Here is a 16,414-nt window from a genome sequence, read left to right as displayed (position 1 = left end):
CGTGTCCGGGACATGATCAACCTGGTCGCTTGGACAGCCGCGACAGCGGCCGCCACCACGGAAAGCAGGTCGTACGTCGTGACGCCGTTGTCAGGGGTGAGAGTGAGAAGGATGCGTCCCTCGAACACCTCATTGGCGGCTGGCCACAGCGCGGCAGACACAACCACGGCGAGGATCGAAGCCCAGTTCGGCCTCGCCATACACCATGCAAGCGATGCGAAAACAGCGTTCAGCGCGAACACGGCACGGAATACCATATGCGGATCTTGCACGGACGCACCCTAGCGGACCACCGTCGTCATCCCTTTAGCACTAACCCACCGCACAATCGGCCCCGGTGGCTGGCCTGATCAACCCCGCTGGTCAACCGTGCGAGGCCGCCGGGGCCACCGGACCGAGACGCCGCCAATCCCGACGAACTGCTGCGAACCTCCCGGCTGGTGAGCATGCTTGACAGGGTGCTCGACCCCGACCAGACCGGCCACATGAACGCCGTGGCGAATCGATTTGCGGGTTCGATCCCTGGGCCCGACGACGCGCTCGGCGGGTAAACCATGGACACTCGGATCGCTGCGGCTGCTTTCATCGTCCTCGGTGCGGTCATGACCGTCACGTCCTGCGAAACGACCGACGGCGGGTCTCCCCCGGTGTCGATCACTGCCGATGCGACAGCCTCCGACAGCACGGATGCAGATCCGCGCTGCAATGCCAGCGAGATCGCAAACGACCTCGACCTTCCCGAGTATCAACACAACGCCCGCGCCGAGATCACCGAATGCGAACCCCCATGGGCGGTCATCCGCTGGGATACCCCCGGCGACTCACAGCGGATGGTCCGCCATATCCGCGGGGAATGGCGCACCTACGTGGCGTTTCCGCATCAGAAATGTTGGGGCGATGCGACGGCAGACGACGTTCCGATGGCCTTCGAGAAGTATTTCCCCAACTGTTGACGCATCCAGATCGGAGTTTCGACCGGGCTGCACCCGCTCGGCTCTCGCCCGGCACCTCCGGGACGCCTCGCCCGTCATTGCCGATCGACACTCGTCGAACGGAGGACCGCCCGAGGAGGAGGCAGCCGTGTCGCTCTCGGTTCTCGGCGCACGCCCAACGACCGCGAGTGCGGTCGTCGCCAGCGCGTTCTGCGGCGCAATGCCGATCGGCAGCTCGTCGATCACGTCGGCCCAACCCCCAACAACTTCACCGACCGCTGCTCACAGGTGAGATTTTCGGCGAGCTCTCCTGAGAAATTTCGACAACTCCGTTGCCTATATGCGCTCGAGCTTCTCGGCGAGGGAGACGAGTTCTTCATCGCTGAAGTGACCTCCGAACCAGCTGATAACTTTGCGCTCCACTTCGGGAAAGAGGAACTCGAGCATCTCGATGCCGGCTTCTGTCGCTTCGATGATGACACCGCCACCGACCTCCGGGTGCGGTTCACGCTTGACCAGACCGCGCTTCTCGAGGCGCGCCAGAATCGACGAGGCGGTCGTGGGGTTGGGCGCGAGCGACGCCTTCCGCGTGAGTTCCGACGGGCGCAGCGGCCCATGCACAGCAACGGCGACCAGCGCATCGAACTCGTGGATCTTCAATGGGCTGTCCATGCGCCGCAGGTCGGCCTGGCCGCGCATTTGGAGTTGAGAAGCAGCCGATAACACCGCGAGCAGAGCTCGGATGTCGGGACGCCCGACCCGCTCAGCATCGAGTCGGCGCGTCTGCGGTGTATCGGCTACGGTCATCGGTTTTTCCTCGGCGTCGCGGCAAGGCCAGGCTTCCTAGGGTCCCCTAACCAAATTAGCATACGGCCACATTCACTCAAACGCATTGCCGTCCATGTACGTGTACGTATACTTCTGCATTGCAGGATCGTCGCTATGGGACGAGCGAGAGGACGTAGCCATGACGTCAACCAGCACCGAAGATCTGCAGATTCTTCGCAGCGAAGAAGAAACTCTGGACCGCATCATCCAGCGGATGTCATGGCGCGGATTCCTGACCACCGCAGGCGTATCCACGCTGGCGGCCTCAGGCGCCGGCATCGTTGCAGGCTGTAGTCGAACGTCCTCGGATCAGGCGACCTCGACGACACCAGGCCAGCTGCCCGAGCCGTACGGTGACCAGCCGCTGACGACGACACCGGTCGTGGTCGAGGACGAAGGCGACGGCCTCAAGGAGTACCCCGACGTCTACGTCGCGGGCTCAGAGCCACTCGACGCCAACGAAATGCGGATCACCGCGCTGGGAACCGGATACCCGGCACGCCGCGGCCAAGGCTGCGCCGGGTTCATGGTCGAGCTAGGAAACGACGAGGTCTTCCTACCACTCGATGATCGCCCCGGGGACCCCACAGCCGATCCTCGACGGCATCCGCACCGGCTACGACGGCCCCGTCCTGATCACCCAGGACTTCACCGTCATCAACGTGACACCCCAGCAGATCGTCACGCGGATGGCCGCCTTCGAGCCCGCTCCCTTCCTGGTCTCTGATCAGGCGTACCTCGACAGCAAGGGCGGGTCCAACCAGGACGCGAGCGTGATGCACGGCATGTCCGGATGGCTCGAGGACACGATCATCGCCATCCCCGAGATCGAGGCCTTCAAACGGGAGCTCGCCGAAAAAGGCATGCGCTGAACCTCAGCAGCGATCACGGCCGCAGTCGATCCAACGGCAGATCAACACTCTCCACCTCTGTATGAGTATTTGGTTGGAGAGACATGCGGCTATGCACAGCCGAGATGCGGCTACTGGGGTGGGGAGACCACCACCCAGGGGGCCGTGGCGGGGTTTCATACCTCGTGGTGAGTGATTGCTCGTCGGTTGCGTTTCTGTCGCTGCCCGTGTGCTTGGTTGGCGCCCAGCGTGCGCGCACCACGGAGCCGGGCGCCTGGCCTATTCTGAGATGCGGCTACCGACGGTATGCACGACAACGACTTTGGGCTTCCAGGGCACCAATGCGTCCACGGCCTCTTGCAGCTCTGCCGCCGGAGGAAGCTTGCCCGGCGCGCGTACGTCGACGGTGGCGGTGTTGTTCAAGTTGACGTCGAGTACCTCGGCGCCTGGCGTCTCGGCCAGCCAATCCTGTGCGGCAGCGGAAATCTGACCGGCCCATACCCAGGTGAGGGTGTTCACCGTCATGGGGATGGCGACCACCGCCAGAGCAACCCCCATCGTGGCGTACGCACGTCCGTGTCGCGCCGAGACCAAGCCGGCTTCGCGTCCATAACCAGTGGCGACGAGAACCACTGTCCCCATGATGATCATCGCCAAGGCGTTGGATCCGAACAGCACGAAAGCGCCGAGCGCAAGAGCCGGTGCGTCGGAGCCCAGACAAACGCCGACCACGGCGAGCGGGGGAACCAGTGAGATCGCGATGGCCACGCCGGGTAGGACATCGCCGACATCGTGACGTGTTACCGCGACCGCGCCCACCAGACCGGTCGCCATTGCAGCAACCAGGTCGTTCAATGTTGGTGATGTCCGGCCGAGCACCTGTGAATTGCCCAGCATGCTGGTGGGATTCGGGATGAAGTGCGCGGAAACATAACCCAGCACGACAACCAGAATGATGCCGGCCAGGACCAACGACAGGCTTCGGCCCACCAGACCGGCGCGCCCCGTCGCAATGCCCAGACCCACACCCAGAATCGGCGTCGACAGCGGTGCCACGATCATGGCGCCGATCACCATCGCGGTGGAATCACCGGCCACACCAGAGGTCGCGATGACACCCGACAGCGCCAGCATGACCCAGAACGCCGATCTTTTCGCAGACGTGTCACCGATGGTGAAATCGAGCCGATCGCCGAGCTCCTCGAGTGAACGACGTTGGCTCGCAGGTACCAGATAGCGCATCGGGTCAATCCTCCCCCAAGACTGACCTCGTCGACTGGATCCTGCGCACCGTGTCGAACTAGCCGAATGCACTAGCTTTCAGCGCATCGAACTCGGCCTGGGTGATCGTCCCCGCCTCCAGTAGTGACTTGGCGTCCCCGATCTCCCGGGCGGGTGAGCGTCCGGCAGCTTAACGGATGTAGGCGTCGGTTTCCTTCTTGGCGGCCGCCGCCGCTTCCTGGGCCCGCTGCGCCATGCCGCCACCGCGGGCGATCAGGCACACCAGCGCAGTCGATCCTCACCCGCGAAGATGACGTCGGCTCCGCCGTCGAACTCGCATTCCGGCAGCGAAAGTCCGAGTAGTGGCCTGCTGGAATGCCGTTTCGGCACAGAAAGGGGCTTTCGAGAGTGAACGCAAGGTTCAGACCAGTGCGATAACAGCCCATATCGCTGCGGACCCGCGAGCTTCGCGACGAGTTGTACTACCAGCGGACGATCTACCGACCCGAAACCAGCGCGTTGCGCACCCGTAAGTCGACCCAGGCCGGGGCGTCTGGCCCCTTCATGTCGAGATGCAACAGCAACTACTGAGTCAGGATCTATAGCCGGGATTGATCCGATCGAGCCGCCGTAGGAGACCCGGCCATGCGAGGCCGCCACCCGCACCCTTGAGCACGGCGTCCACGTTCTCTTCGACGCCGGAGAGGATCGACCTGTCCACCGAGATCAGCGGGCCGCCGCCGGACTGCGCGAGGAGCTGGATCTCGCACGCGCGCTGCAAGAAGTACATGTAGAGGAACGCGTCGGCGATGGTCGGACCCACGGTCAGAAGGCCGTGGTTTCGGAGGATGAGCGATGTCTTGTCGCCGAGATCACTTACCAGCCGCGGCTTTTCGTCGTCGCGCAGCGCGATGCCCTCGTAGTCGTGGTACCCGAGTGAGGCAAGCGCGACGGTCGATTGCTGAGAGATGGGCAAGAGGCCCGACTCCTGAGCGGACACCGCGACACCTGCGGACGCGTGTACATGGAGCACGCAGACAACGTCGGGACGCGCGGCGTGAACGGCGCTGTGGATCACGAAGCCCGCCGGGTTGACCGGGTACGGCGAAGCATCCACCTTCTCCCCGTGCTGATCGACCTTGACCAAGCTCGACGCGGTGATCTCGTCGAAGAGCATCCCGTAGGGGTTGATCAAGAAGTGGTGCTCAGGGCCAGGCACGCGCGCGGAGATGTGGGTGAAGATCAAGTCGTCCCAGCCGAAATGTGCAATGAGGCGATAGCACGCGGCGAGATCGACCCGCAATGTCGACTCTTCGGACATGCGCGGAGCTTATCGCGTACACGCGGCCGCCGAGGCCGTCCGCGGCTTGTCGGGGCCGGTAGCCGTCCTGCACCGCCGCCCCGCTCCGTCGGCCGGGATGAGACAGGCCGGCGCGCCTCGTTTTCACCCGGGCATCTGACGGCTCACGCTGGAGAGCCGGAAACTGCTCCAGCTAATGCCAATGCTTCCCGCCGTGCCGATAATCCCAAGGCCCATGTCCAGGATTCCAGGTGTCCCACGGGTCCCAGTCAACCCAGCCTGGTCCCGACACGCAGGCGCTCCAGAATATGCCGTTCCAGCACAGGCTGGGGTCGTCGTCGGCCTGGGCGCTTCCGGCCCCAGCGAATGCGATTCCCGCCGACACCGCAACCGTGGCCAAGCTGAGGAAGATCTTTTTCATCGCACACCTCCCCTAGGTGTGTATCCAGTTTAGGCCGACCCGCTCAGTGTCGCAGGAAGGCGATCTTCGGCCGTTTCCATGGCCGGCGGCCGCGCGATGGGCGGAGCCGGAACCTCACACGGTGTGGCCGAAGGTCCGCCGCGCAGCCAGCGCACACCCCACTCCTCGGCACTTTCGGTTCGTGCCATAGGCGCACCAATCGCTGGTGCTGCGACAAACTGTCGCAGGCTCGAAGTCGGATCCGGCGAGGGCAGCAGAATCTGCCGGGGGCTGAAGTGAATACATGACCTCGAGCTGCGCGACCAGCCCACAGTGCGCTGCACAGCGAACGCGCGTGCCCCCAACCCGGCTTACAACCACCAGATGGCATTCGCGCCGGTCGGCCGTGCTGACGTGGGTTCGTGTGAGATTCTGAGCGGGTGTCCGCCGGGGCTGCACCGTCGGGTGTGGTGACGTTTCTGTTCACCGACGTTGAGGGTTCGACCCGTCGGTGGGAGGACGACGCCGACGGAATGCGGGCGGCGCTGGCCGCCCACGACGAGGTCCTGGCCGAGGCGATCGACACCCACGGGGGCTTTCTCTTCAAGCACACCGGGGATGGAGTGTGCGCGGCGTTCGCCTCGCCGAAATCTGCCGTCGATGCCGCGGTGGCTGCACAGCGCGCACTGGAACTGCCGGTGCGCATGGGGGTGGCCACCGGTGAGGCCGAGATGCGCGGGACGGACTATTTCGGTGCGGCGCTCAACCGTGCGGCGCGGGTGATGGCCGCCGGGCACGGCGGGCAGATCCTGCTGGCCGAGTCCACGGCGGCTCTGCTCAGCGGCGTGGATCTGGTGGATCTGGGGTCCCGACGGCTGCGGGACCTGCCGGCCCCGATCGGCGTGTTCCAGGTCCGGGCAGCGGGTTTACGCACCGAATTCCCGCCGTTGCGATCACCGGATGTGAGTCCGGGAAACCTGCGGCCCGCGACGACCAGCTTCATCGGGCGCGAGTCCGCGGTTACCGAAGTCCAGTCCGCGGTGCGGGCCCACCGCGTGGTGACGTTGACCGGCGCGGGCGGGGTCGGCAAGACCCGGCTGGCGACCGAGGTTGCCGCTGGGGTGGCTGAGGAATTTCCCGACGGGGTGTGGTTTTTCGACCTGGCCGCCGTCGCCGACCCGGCGGCGGTGCCCGATGCGGTGGCCGCCGTGTTGGGCATCACCCAACAGCCCGGCAAGAGTGTCACCGAGTCGGTGGCCACGGCGCTGGAGGGCCGAATCCGGCTGCTGGTGCTCGACAACTGTGAACACGTACTGGATGCCGCCGCCGATCTCATCGAAGCCATCCTCGCCGCCTCGGCGACGGCGCGAGTCCTGGCCACCAGCCGTGAAGGACTGGGCATCCCCGACGAGCAACTGTGGCCGGTGCCCCCGCTGGAGGTCGACTCGGGTGTCGACTCGACGGCAGCGGCCCTGTTCGTCGACCGCGCCCGTACCGTGGTCCCGCACTTCCGTCTGGCCCAGTCCGACGAGGCGACCGCAGTGGTGCAGATCTGCGCTCGGCTCGACGGCATCCCGCTGGCCATCGAACTGGCGGCCTCCCGGATGGCGTCGATGACAGCCGGCGAGGTCCGCGATCGTCTCGATCACCGGTTCCGGCTGCTGGTCGGCTCCCGGCGCGGCCTGCACCGCCACCACACCCTGCGCCAGGCGGTGGCGTGGTCCTTCGATCTGCTCGACGAGGCCGAAAAGTCGCTGTTGACAAGGTGTTCGGTGTTCGCGGGCGCATTCGACCTCGAAGGCGCCTGTACGGTGGCAGGAACCGATGACTCCGGGGACTTCGCCGTGCTCGACCTGCTGGATGCGTTGGTGCGCAAGTCGCTGCTGGTCGCCGACCGCTCGGACGGGCGAACCCGTTACTCCATGCTGGAGACGATCCGCGATTTCGCCGAGGAGCAACTGGTCACGCGCGGTGAGGCCACCGAGATCCGGTCGGCGCACGCCCGCTACTTCGCCGGGCGCGAAGCCGACATCATGGACCTGTGGGACAGCCCCCGCCAACGGGAGGCATACACGTGGTTCACCACTGAGCTGCCCAACCTGCGCACCGCGTTTCGGTGGGCCGCAGACCAGGGCGATCTCGACGTCGCCGCCACAATTGCCACGTATGCCGCGTTCCTCGGCGTGTGGATCGATCAGTACGAGCCGATCACCTGGGCCGAAGAGTTGATCGAACCAGCCCGCGCGGTCAGTCACCCCCGGCTTGCGTTCCTGTATGTGATGGCCGCGCTGTGTTGCCTGGCCGGACGGCCCGAAACCGCGGTCGGTTACAGCGATGCCGGACAGCTGGTCGTCAGCGATGACGGCGACAATGTGCCGTTCGGTATCCAGGGCTTCCTCGGCAGTTCCTACCAATTCACCGGCCAGCCCGAACGATCGGTGGAGTGGTCTCGCGCCCAGATTGCGCACGGTCTGGACACCCACACCCTCACCAGGTCGGCACTGGTGATGGCGCTGATGAACGCCGGGTCCGCTGAGGAGGCGATGGCAGCCGCGACCGGTCTGGTCAACGCCGCCGAGGCCACCGACAACCCGTGCGCGCTCTCGTTCGCGCTCATGGCCCAAGGATTCGCGTTGAGCGACGCCGATCCCGGCAGGGCGCGTGACGCGCTGCACCGGGGCCTGGACATCGCCCATGACAGCGGTAACCGAGACAATGAAACCTTCCTGACGTCCATGCTGGCCCGCCTCGAAGGTAACTTCTTGGGCCGCCACGAAAACGGCTTCGGTGACACGCTGGCCGCGCTCGACAACTTTGCTACGGCGATCGTCAACTTCCGCGATGCGGGTAACACGATCAATCTGCGTGGCGCTCTGTGCGCCATGGCCGCCCTTCTCGACCGGCTAGGGCGCTACGAACCGGGCGCTGTCATCGCCGGTTTCGCGTTCGACCCCGTTACCGGAGCATGGTTCGTCGAGGTCAACACCACGGTTGCCCACCTCCGCGAGCTTCTCGGCGACGAGACGTACGAATCGCTCGCCCGCAAGGGCGAGGCGATGAGCACCGCCGCCATGGTGACGTATGCATACGACCAAATCGACCAGGCTCGAACAGAACTGGTTGCCGCCGCGAAACAGATGTGAAAATTCGACAATGCGCAGCATGCTGGAACCCAGGTGGGGTCGTCGGGATGTCCCCCGAACCGCGATGTTCCAGCCCGGATTCGGCCCGTTATCGTTGTGGTGACGGGCCGAATGCTCCGTGATCGGGTTCGTGCATCTGGAAATAACGCAGCCGCGATCGCACCACCAGGGTCTACACAGGTTCACGCGGTAGACGAGGGGATGGAATATCGGGGAAATCACTACCGGAGGCAGATGCGGCGGCGACTGAGGCACCTGCGCCGCAAACTCCAGATGCGTCGAGAAACCGCGCACCCAGCCGTCGGATTCGTCACCGTCGCAACGCTGTTCTTGCTGGCGGCAGGCTTCGTCGCCTACGCGCTGACGCAGCACTGAACGACCCACCCGCCACCAACTCCCCCGGCGCCGAGTTCTCGCAAGTCTGTCCAGCGTGTCCAGTCCGGTTGTTAGCGTCAAGAAGGACCGCGCACCCGACCACGAAACGGAGCGACCATCGCGGCCACGTTCGAAATCATCGAAGACAAGGCCGGCAAGTACCGGTTCCACCTCAAGGCCGCCGACGGCGAAGTCATCGCCTCCAGCCAGGCCTATGGGACGAAGGCCGGCGCCGAGACGGGCATCGCCTCGGTGAAGGAAAACGCCGCGGACGCCGGGGTGGTCGACACGACCGTCGGCACCGAGGGGTTCGGGGCGTGCACGTTGTGCAGCTGCAAGGGCTACAACCCGAGCCGGGCCTACGGAACCTGTGAAGCCAAGCGCAACGACGGGTCCACCATGTGCGGCCACTACAACACGTCGCACTACGCAAGCTGATAAACCACGACCACCGGAGGGTGACCATCGCGAACCCACCGCGCCGGCGCACCGGCGGGACCGAGGCTCAGTCCGAATGTGTGAGGCTGGCCCGGGCCTGGTCGATCTGGTCGTAGGCGTAAGCCGCCATCGCGGCGGTACTCATGGCCGCGCCGTTGCCGGCGAGGGATTCGTAGGTCTGGTCGCCAAGAACCCGGCGCAGGTGGGCAACTGTGGCGTTGATCTTGGGGACCCACGCGGCGGTGAGCGGACTGAACGCGAAGCCGGTGATGGTGGCCGCCTGTTCGTGGCGTCCGAGCCGGTCGAGAAAGGCAGCAAGGATAGCCAGCGGGACACGGATCGTGGTGGTGTTGCCCGAATTGTGGTAGTTGCCGATGACCACAGAGAAGTACTCGAGCGCGACCAGCGGGTCACCGTACTTCGCTTCGAGCTGACACAGGCTGCCCGCCAGGTTGGACTCGTCCCAGCGGTTTCTGGTCTCCTGGGCCACTGTCAGGCCTCGACGCAGAACGTCCAGTGCGCGGCCAGGGTCGGCGTCGCGGAGAGCGAAGCCGTAGGCATAAAACACGTAGGAAAGCACATGAGGGTTGTGGGTGGCCTCGGTGGCGTCAATGAGGCCGGTTGCCCTGGCCAACGCCTCCTCAGGGAAACCCGCAATGGCCAGGGTCAGGACCAGGGACGCCGTCTTGAACGAATGAGTGTCCCGACCGCGGGCAAGTTCGCTGTGACACCACTCGATCGCCCGTTCGGGCTGGCCGATGTACACGTAGGCGTTGGCGGCCCAGACCCCGATTCCGTAAGGCAACTCGTTGCCGTACTTGCCAATTACCCTCCGTCCGGCGTCGCTGTAACCGGCAGCCTCCTCGGGTCGTCCAGCCACACAGCACTGTGACGCGATCACATACAGGTAGGCGAGCCGGGGGTGGTCTACCGCGCGGGCGGGTCCGATGAGCTCTTCGGCCCAGGTGATCGGCTCGTAGTTCTCCACGAGATAACCGAGGAATGCCGTGTAGGTGGCGATGGCAGCGGCGGCGTCGAGGTCGCCGTGGTCGGTGGCCCAGCGGAATGCGGCACGCAGATTTGCCAGTTCGGTGCCGAACCATTCGTATGCCTCGCGCTGGCGAGGGCTGTCCCACATGGCCATGACGTCGGCTTCGCGCCGGGCGAAGTAGTGCGCATGCGCCGCACGGACCTCGGCTGCCGCACCACTGACCACCAGTTGCTCCTCGGCGAACTGACGGATGGTTTCCAGCATCGAGTATCGGGTTCGCCCCGACGACCGGACTGCGACCAGCAGCGACTTGCGCACCAGTGTGTCAAGCCAGTCCAGAACAGAGTATTCGTCTACGTCCACGGATCCGGCCACCGCGCAAGCGCTTTCGAGGTCGAAACCGCCCGCGAACACCGAACACCTGATCAGCAGCGACTTTTCGGCCTCGTCGAGCAGGTCGTAGGACCACGCGACCGCTTCGCGCAGCGTGTGGTGGTGGTGCCGGCCGCGCCGGGGGCCGACCAGCAGCCGAAAACGCTGATCGAGCCGATCCCTGACTTCGCCGGCTGTCATCGACGCCATGCGGGAGGCGGCCAGCTCGATGGCCAGCGGGATCCCGTCGAGGCGGCGGCAGATCTCCACCACCGCACCCGCCTCCCCGCCCTCAGCCAGGGTGAAGTGGGGGGCCACGCTGCGGGCGCGGTCGACGAACAGACTCACCGCCGCCGAGTCGACGCCTGCGCGGACATCCAGCGAGGGCACCGGCCACAGTTGCTCGTCGGCGACCTCCAGTCCTTCCCGGCTGGTGGCCAAGATCGTCACCGTCGCCGAGTGGGTGAGGATGGCCTCGATCAGATCTGCCGCAGCGTCGCGCACATGCTCGCAGTTGTCGAACACCAACAGCCGCACCCGGCCCTCCAGCGCGGCGGCCACCGACTCGCCCAGGGTCTTGCCAGGCTGTTGGGTGATACCCAGGACGGCGGCCACCGCATCGGGTACCGCCGCCGGGTCGGCGACGGCGGCCAGCTCGAAAAGCCAAACCCCGTCGGAGAACTCGTCGGCCAGCTGCGCCGCAACCTGGATCGCCAAGCGCGTCTTCCCTACCCCGCCCACCCCGGTCAGCGTGACGAGCCGATGAGCCTTCACCACCGCTTGCAGCTCGGCAACCTCGTACTCCCGCCCGATGAAGCTGGTCGTCTGAGCCCGCAAGTTCCCGGGACCGGTGTCGAGCGCTCGCAGCGCAGGGAACTCGGTGCGCAGACCGGCCGCTTCAACCTGGAACACCTCGACGGGGGTCGGCAGATCCCGCAACCGTTGCGGCCCCAGATCGATGAGACCGACTCCGCTGAGCAACCCCGCCGTCGACTCGGCCAGCAGGATCTGCCCGCCGTGACCAGCGGCCATCACCCGCGCGGCGCGGTTCAGCACGGCACCGAAATAGTCGGTCCCCCGTCGCTCGGCCTCCCCGGTGGCGATGCCCATCCGCACCGGCAACTCCAGTGCTCGCTGCGCGGTGATCGCCGCATCGACGGCACCCTGCGGCGAGGTGAACGCGGCACACAATCCGTCCCCCGTGTGCTTGAACACCCAGCCGCCATGTCCGGCGACGGCGCTGCGCAGCACCTCGTCGTGAAGCGCCAGCGCCGCCCGCATCGCCTCGGCATCGGCTTCCCACCGACGGGTCGACCCCTCCACATCGGTGAACAGAAACGTCACTACCCCCGACGGCGGCACCGCACGATCAGCGGACACCTCCGCAGAATGCCACACCGAACCCGCGCTGACCTCGAAGATCGCCCCGACCCAGGGCATGGATTTCGACCGACGGTGACGACTGCCGCACGGCCGCGTAGCCGACCGTCTGGAAAGTCACCCCGGCAAGGCCGGGTCGCGTCGGCCCGAATGCCGGGTGAGCCGTCGCCAGATCCAACTCGACGGCACCTGCCTGCCCGAGACGACGTACTCACCGGCGGTATCCAGCAGCAGGGTGCTGTCGAGCGCCCGGCGGGCGGCGGGACGGCCGGCGAACAGGATCTCGTCGCCGGCGGTGAGGACGAAATCGTCGTCGGGGGCCAGCGCGGAGTCGTCCCCCCGCAGCACCATCAGGGCGACCGCGGGGATCCGTTCGGTGCGCTCCGTCGGATCCCTGGTGAGGTCACCGAGTCGCGCGCGTCCCGATGCCAGCCAGGGCTGGACCGCCGGCGCCTCCCCCGCCGTGAGCGCTACCTTCCACAGCATCTGCAGGTGGTGGCCGCACAGCGACGTCAACCGGTCGACCATGCCGGCGGCCCACTCATCACCCCGCTCGGGCATCTCCCGCAGGAACCTCCTCAGCAACGGCGTGCTCAGCAGCGCGTAGGCCTCGTGGGCCACGACGTCGGTGGGCACCAGCAGCGTGTCGAGTGCCATCGCCTCGAACAGGGTGGCGTTAGCGGGACGGTTCTGCCAGGCGCTGATGAACAGTTCGGGATTCGACTGCCTCGCCGCGACCACCAGCGAGAGGTTGGAGGTGTCGTTGTCCGTGCCGGCGATGAAACCGACTGCGCGCCGCACCTCAACCTCCACCGACGCCGTCGTTTCGGAGATGCTCCCGGGGGCGACCGCGCCGTCTTGGCCGGCGACGGGGGCGGGGGCCCCAGACTCGACGGTTATGACCTCCAGACCCTCGGCACGCAGGTCCAGCGTGAGCTCCTCGACCACAGCCCCGGATCCGCAGACCACCCAGCGACCGGACCTCGGCACTTGGCCGCGCGGGGGCAGCTCCGCACCCGGCCCGGCCTCCAGCCAGGTCAGCAGCTGATAGGAGGCCGGTGCGCGCAATGCGAGTCGCAGATGGTCGCCGAACACGTCGAACGGGTTGACCACCGACGGCGAGCCGAAGGCGCGCATCCGCGCGGCCGTCGCCGACGAGGTGGTTCTGGCCACCACCGGCAGATCCGGACGCAGCAACGCCGCGGTCATCGTCACCGCCAGGTTCGCCTCGTCATCGTCGGTGAGCGCAAGGACCGCTTCGCAGGACTCGTGGCCGAGACCCGCGACGACGAGGTGCCCCGGGTCGCGTGCGTCCGCGACGAGGCCGGGCACGTCGGCCCGGTATGAGCCCAGCTGCAGGTCGTCGATCCGCTCACTCGATATGTCGATGACGACGAAGCGCCGGTCCAGCGCGTCGAACGCGTGGCCGACCAGCTGTCCGGTCTGCCCGTATCCGACGATCAACAGGAACGGCTCGCGCAACCGGGACACCTTGCGGCGGAACTGCTGCAGGGCCAGCGCCTGCCGGAAGGCCCGGTCCTGCACCATCGCGAACAGCGACCCCACCGCGTAGGCCCAGCCGATGACCGTCAGGTAGATCGTGATCGTCACCCACATCCGCTGCGCGTAGGTGAACGAGTAGGGAATCTCGCCGAATCCGATGGTCGAGGCGGTGTAGCTCATGACGTAGAAGGAATCGAAGAAGCCCATCCGCCACGGCCGGCCCTGCGCGTCCTGACCGGGGATCAACGTCAGGCCCAGGACGCTGATCGCGAAGATCGTGATCAGCAGGATCAGCGGCGCGCGCATCCGGCGCAGCACCAGGAAGATCGTCTCGGACGCTTCGGTCACCGAGGCGTGGGGCAGTCGCTGCAGACGCCGGGCACGCTGAGCGTCAGCGCCGAGCAGGTGATACCAGAAGCCGAGTAGCGGGTTGGGCACCGACGCACCCGCTACCGTCGGCGGAACGACACGGTCTCGACCACCAGCAGCACCACCGAGACGATGTTGGCCAGCAGCGCGCCGCCGGACAGTGACACCACACTCGACATCGCCTCCGGCGTGACACCGCCGGTGGAGACATAGGCGGCATAGCCCCACACCAGCGCGGCCGCCAGCAGCTGCAGGTCGGCGACCAGGCTGGTCGCCAGGTGCACGGCGCCGATCTGGGTGCGGTCGCCGAATTTGAGCACCGTGGCGATCAGGTTGACCGCTACCGCCGCATACAGCTCGTAGACGTTGTGCACACGCGGGTCGTCCAGGGCGCCGAGGAAGAAGCCGAAGTTCAGCGTGGCGGCGAGCAGGACGAAGAAACCGAAGACCACCTTCTCGAGGTTCATCCCGCACCTCCGGTCCTGAGCGTGATGGCCACCCACCTCTGACGCTAGTTTGCCCCAACGATTCGGGAAGTTGGCGCATGCCGCGATCATCGACGTGTCCGGGATGCCGATATTCGGTCCGGCGCCAGTGGTTTCCCGACCCAGCTTCGGCGACGGGACCAGGGTGCTAGACAAGAAGCCATGCGCCTGGAGACCTGCACCGAGATCGAGGACGCCGTGCTCGGCCTCGACGGCGCGGTGCGTGTCCTTGTCATCACGTGGGCCGACCCGACGTCCCGCAGCGGTGACGACGTGCGGGCGATCAAGAACGGGCTGCGGCGTGCCCTGGACCCGGACTGGGCATTCCTGGAGAAGCGCCCGCCCGTCTTCGTCGGCCGCTGAGAACTTCGAACCCGAGGGGACCTACATGGCTTGGGATTTCAGTACTGAACCGGAGTTCCAGTCGAAGCTGGACTGGGTGAAGACGTTCTGCGAGGACAAGGTCGAACCGCTCGACCACGTCTTCCCCCATGCCGTGCGTTCGCCGGACCCCGCGGTGAAGGCCTATGTGCGAGAACTTCAACAGGAGGTCAAGGACCAGGGGCTGTGGGCGATCTTTCTCGACCCCGACCTCGGCGGGCCAGGTTTCGGTCAGCTCAAACTGGGGCTGCTGAATGAGATCATCGGCCGCTACCCGGGCGCACCGCACATGTTCGGGGCCTCCGCGCCCGACACCGGCAACATGGAGATGCTCGCCGCGTACGGCACCGAGGAACAGAAGCAGCGCTGGCTCATCCCACTGCTCGACCAGGACATTTTCTCGGCCTACTCGATGACCGAACCGCAGGGCGGCAGCGATCCCAGCCTGTTCAAGACCCACGCCGAGCGCTACGGCGACGAGTGGGTGATCAACGGCGAGAAGTGGTTCACCTCGGCCGGGCGGGTCGCCGACATCCTGTTCGTGATGTGCACCAACGGCATGTTCGTGGTGCCGCGCAAGACGCCGGGTGTGGAGATCCTGCCCGAGCCCCGCAACCACAACCACATCATCTACCGCGACGTGCGCGTGCCGCTGGATCATCTGCTGGGCCCCGAAGACGGCGCAAAGGTCTTGGCGCAGAGGCGACTTGGTGGCGGACGCATCCATCACGCGATGCGCACCGTCGCGCAGTGCAACCTGGCCTTCGACATGATGTGCGAGCGGGCGCTCAGCCGGGAGTCGCACGGCAAGATCATCGCGGACCACCAGATGGTGCAGGAGAAAATCGCCGAGTCCTACGCGATGATCAAGATGCTGCGCCTGTTCGTGCTCGAGACGGCGTGGAAGATCGACAACACCTCCACGCAGGAGGCCCGCACCGAGATCGCGGCCGTCAAGTTCACCATGGCGAAGGTGCTGCGTGAGGTGTCGTTCAACGCGCTGCACATCCTGGGCTCGCTGGGCACCACCGACCTGACGCCGATCCAGGCGATGTACGCCGCGGCGCCTACGATGGGCATCGCCGACGGCGTCGACGAGGTGCACATCGCCACCGTGGCGCGCCGCGTGCTGCGTGATTATCGCCCGCACGACGGCAATTTCCCGACCGAGTTCCTCCCGTACAAACGCGAAGAGGCTCGCGCAAAGATGCAACCGGTGCTCGATGTCCGACCCGAGCTGGCCGTCGCTGCGCAGGCGTATCGGAAGTACTTCGAGAGGCGCCGCTGACCCGCCGCGTCGTCGCCCCGACGGCAGTGAGCGCCGGACAACCACACAACGACTTCGGGTAGTTCCGGATCTGGACTCCGGGCAACGCGCGGCGGATCATCAAATCAGTGGCTACCCGGGGCGATGTCCCGGAAAGCACCGCGTCGAAGGAGGCATC

General features: G+C 66.1%; 13 protein-coding genes and 2 pseudogenes. 7 read left to right on the top strand and 8 right to left on the bottom strand.

The features are described 5' to 3' along the window. Window positions 1–272: hypothetical protein (locus JDV09_RS12110; RefSeq protein ID WP_221369367.1), on the bottom strand; the 272-nt coding region annotated here is incomplete at its 3' end. 330 nt (window positions 273–602) lie between these two features. Here JDV09_RS12110 and JDV09_RS12105 point away from each other — a divergent pair. After that, complete coding sequence (locus tag JDV09_RS12105) at window positions 603–953, top strand: hypothetical protein (RefSeq protein WP_221369366.1); 351 nt, start codon at window positions 603–605, stop codon at window positions 951–953. Window positions 954–1,268: 315 nt separating this feature from the next. On the opposite strand, the gene JDV09_RS12100 is transcribed toward JDV09_RS12105, so the two are convergent. After that, window positions 1,269–1,739 carry a MarR family winged helix-turn-helix transcriptional regulator gene (locus tag JDV09_RS12100; protein WP_221369365.1) on the bottom strand — a complete coding sequence of 157 codons (471 nt, stop codon included), beginning with the start codon at window positions 1,737–1,739 and terminating at the stop codon, window positions 1,269–1,271. 587 nt (window positions 1,740–2,326) lie between these two features. Between JDV09_RS12100 and JDV09_RS12095 the strand changes: the two genes are divergently transcribed. Next, window positions 2,327–2,632 (top strand): hypothetical protein, encoded by a 306-nt coding sequence (locus JDV09_RS12095; RefSeq protein WP_221369364.1) that lies wholly within the window; start codon window positions 2,327–2,329, stop codon window positions 2,630–2,632. 258 nt (window positions 2,633–2,890) lie between these two features. Here the strand turns inward: JDV09_RS12095 and JDV09_RS12090 are convergent, their stop codons facing one another. The 3 genes and pseudogenes from JDV09_RS12090 to JDV09_RS12080 all read right to left on the bottom strand — a co-directional run bounded on the left by JDV09_RS12090 (window position 2,891) and on the right by JDV09_RS12080 (window position 5,153). Then, window positions 2,891–3,853: a DUF389 domain-containing protein gene (locus JDV09_RS12090; RefSeq protein WP_221369363.1), complete on the bottom strand. Its 963-nt coding sequence runs from the start codon at window positions 3,851–3,853 to the stop codon at window positions 2,891–2,893. Window positions 3,854–3,911: 58 nt separating this feature from the next. Then, a pseudogene (locus JDV09_RS12085) lies at window positions 3,912–4,124 on the bottom strand (hypothetical protein); the annotation flags it as partial. A 300-nt stretch (window positions 4,125–4,424) separates the two neighbouring features. Then, complete coding sequence (locus JDV09_RS12080; RefSeq protein ID WP_221369362.1) at window positions 4,425–5,153, bottom strand: class II aldolase/adducin family protein; 729 nt, start codon at window positions 5,151–5,153, stop codon at window positions 4,425–4,427. 819 nt (window positions 5,154–5,972) lie between these two features. On the opposite strand from JDV09_RS12080, the gene JDV09_RS12075 reads away from it, so the two are divergent. The 3 genes and pseudogenes from JDV09_RS12075 to JDV09_RS26780 all read left to right on the top strand — a co-directional run. After that, window positions 5,973–8,675 (top strand): ATP-binding protein, encoded by a 2,703-nt coding sequence (locus JDV09_RS12075; RefSeq protein ID WP_308124097.1) that lies wholly within the window; start codon window positions 5,973–5,975, stop codon window positions 8,673–8,675. Window positions 8,676–8,909: 234 nt separating this feature from the next. Beyond that, complete coding sequence (locus JDV09_RS12070; protein ID WP_221369361.1) at window positions 8,910–9,050, top strand: hypothetical protein; 141 nt, start codon at window positions 8,910–8,912, stop codon at window positions 9,048–9,050. Between the two features lie 117 nt (window positions 9,051–9,167). Then, window positions 9,168–9,344: pseudogene (locus tag JDV09_RS26780) on the top strand (YegP family protein); the annotation flags it as partial. Between the two features lie 211 nt (window positions 9,345–9,555). Here JDV09_RS26780 and JDV09_RS12060 read toward each other — a convergent pair. Genes JDV09_RS12060 through JDV09_RS12050 form a run of 3 tightly spaced genes read right to left on the bottom strand, consistent with a single transcriptional unit; the run spans window position 9,556 to window position 14,570 of the window. After that, on the bottom strand, window positions 9,556–12,291 hold the full coding sequence (locus JDV09_RS12060; protein ID WP_221369360.1) for an ATP-binding protein: 2,736 nt from the start codon (window positions 12,289–12,291) through the stop codon (window positions 9,556–9,558). 57 nt (window positions 12,292–12,348) lie between these two features. Further along, window positions 12,349–14,172 (bottom strand): NAD-binding protein, encoded by a 1,824-nt coding sequence (locus JDV09_RS12055; RefSeq protein ID WP_221369359.1) that lies wholly within the window; start codon window positions 14,170–14,172, stop codon window positions 12,349–12,351. Between the two features lie 11 nt (window positions 14,173–14,183). Next, entirely contained in the window at window positions 14,184–14,570 is a 387-nt protein-coding gene (locus JDV09_RS12050; RefSeq protein ID WP_221369358.1) for a DUF6394 family protein, read from the bottom strand. Between the two features lie 180 nt (window positions 14,571–14,750). Here JDV09_RS12050 and JDV09_RS12045 point away from each other — a divergent pair, with 180 nt between their 5' ends. Both JDV09_RS12045 and JDV09_RS12040 read left to right on the top strand, forming a co-directional pair. Next, a complete protein-coding gene (locus JDV09_RS12045; protein ID WP_221369357.1) occupies window positions 14,751–14,951 on the top strand; it encodes a hypothetical protein in 201 nt (66 codons plus the stop codon). A 25-nt stretch (window positions 14,952–14,976) separates the two neighbouring features. Further along, entirely contained in the window at window positions 14,977–16,257 is a 1,281-nt protein-coding gene (locus tag JDV09_RS12040) for an acyl-CoA dehydrogenase family protein (protein ID WP_221369356.1), read from the top strand. The last annotated feature ends 157 nt before the right edge of the window (window positions 16,258–16,414 follow it).

It is taken from the genome of Mycolicibacterium xanthum, from assembly GCF_019710635.1.
Lineage (GTDB): Bacteria > Actinomycetota > Actinomycetes > Mycobacteriales > Mycobacteriaceae > Mycobacterium > Mycobacterium xanthum.
This window is presented reverse-complemented; position numbering and strand designations above follow the sequence as displayed.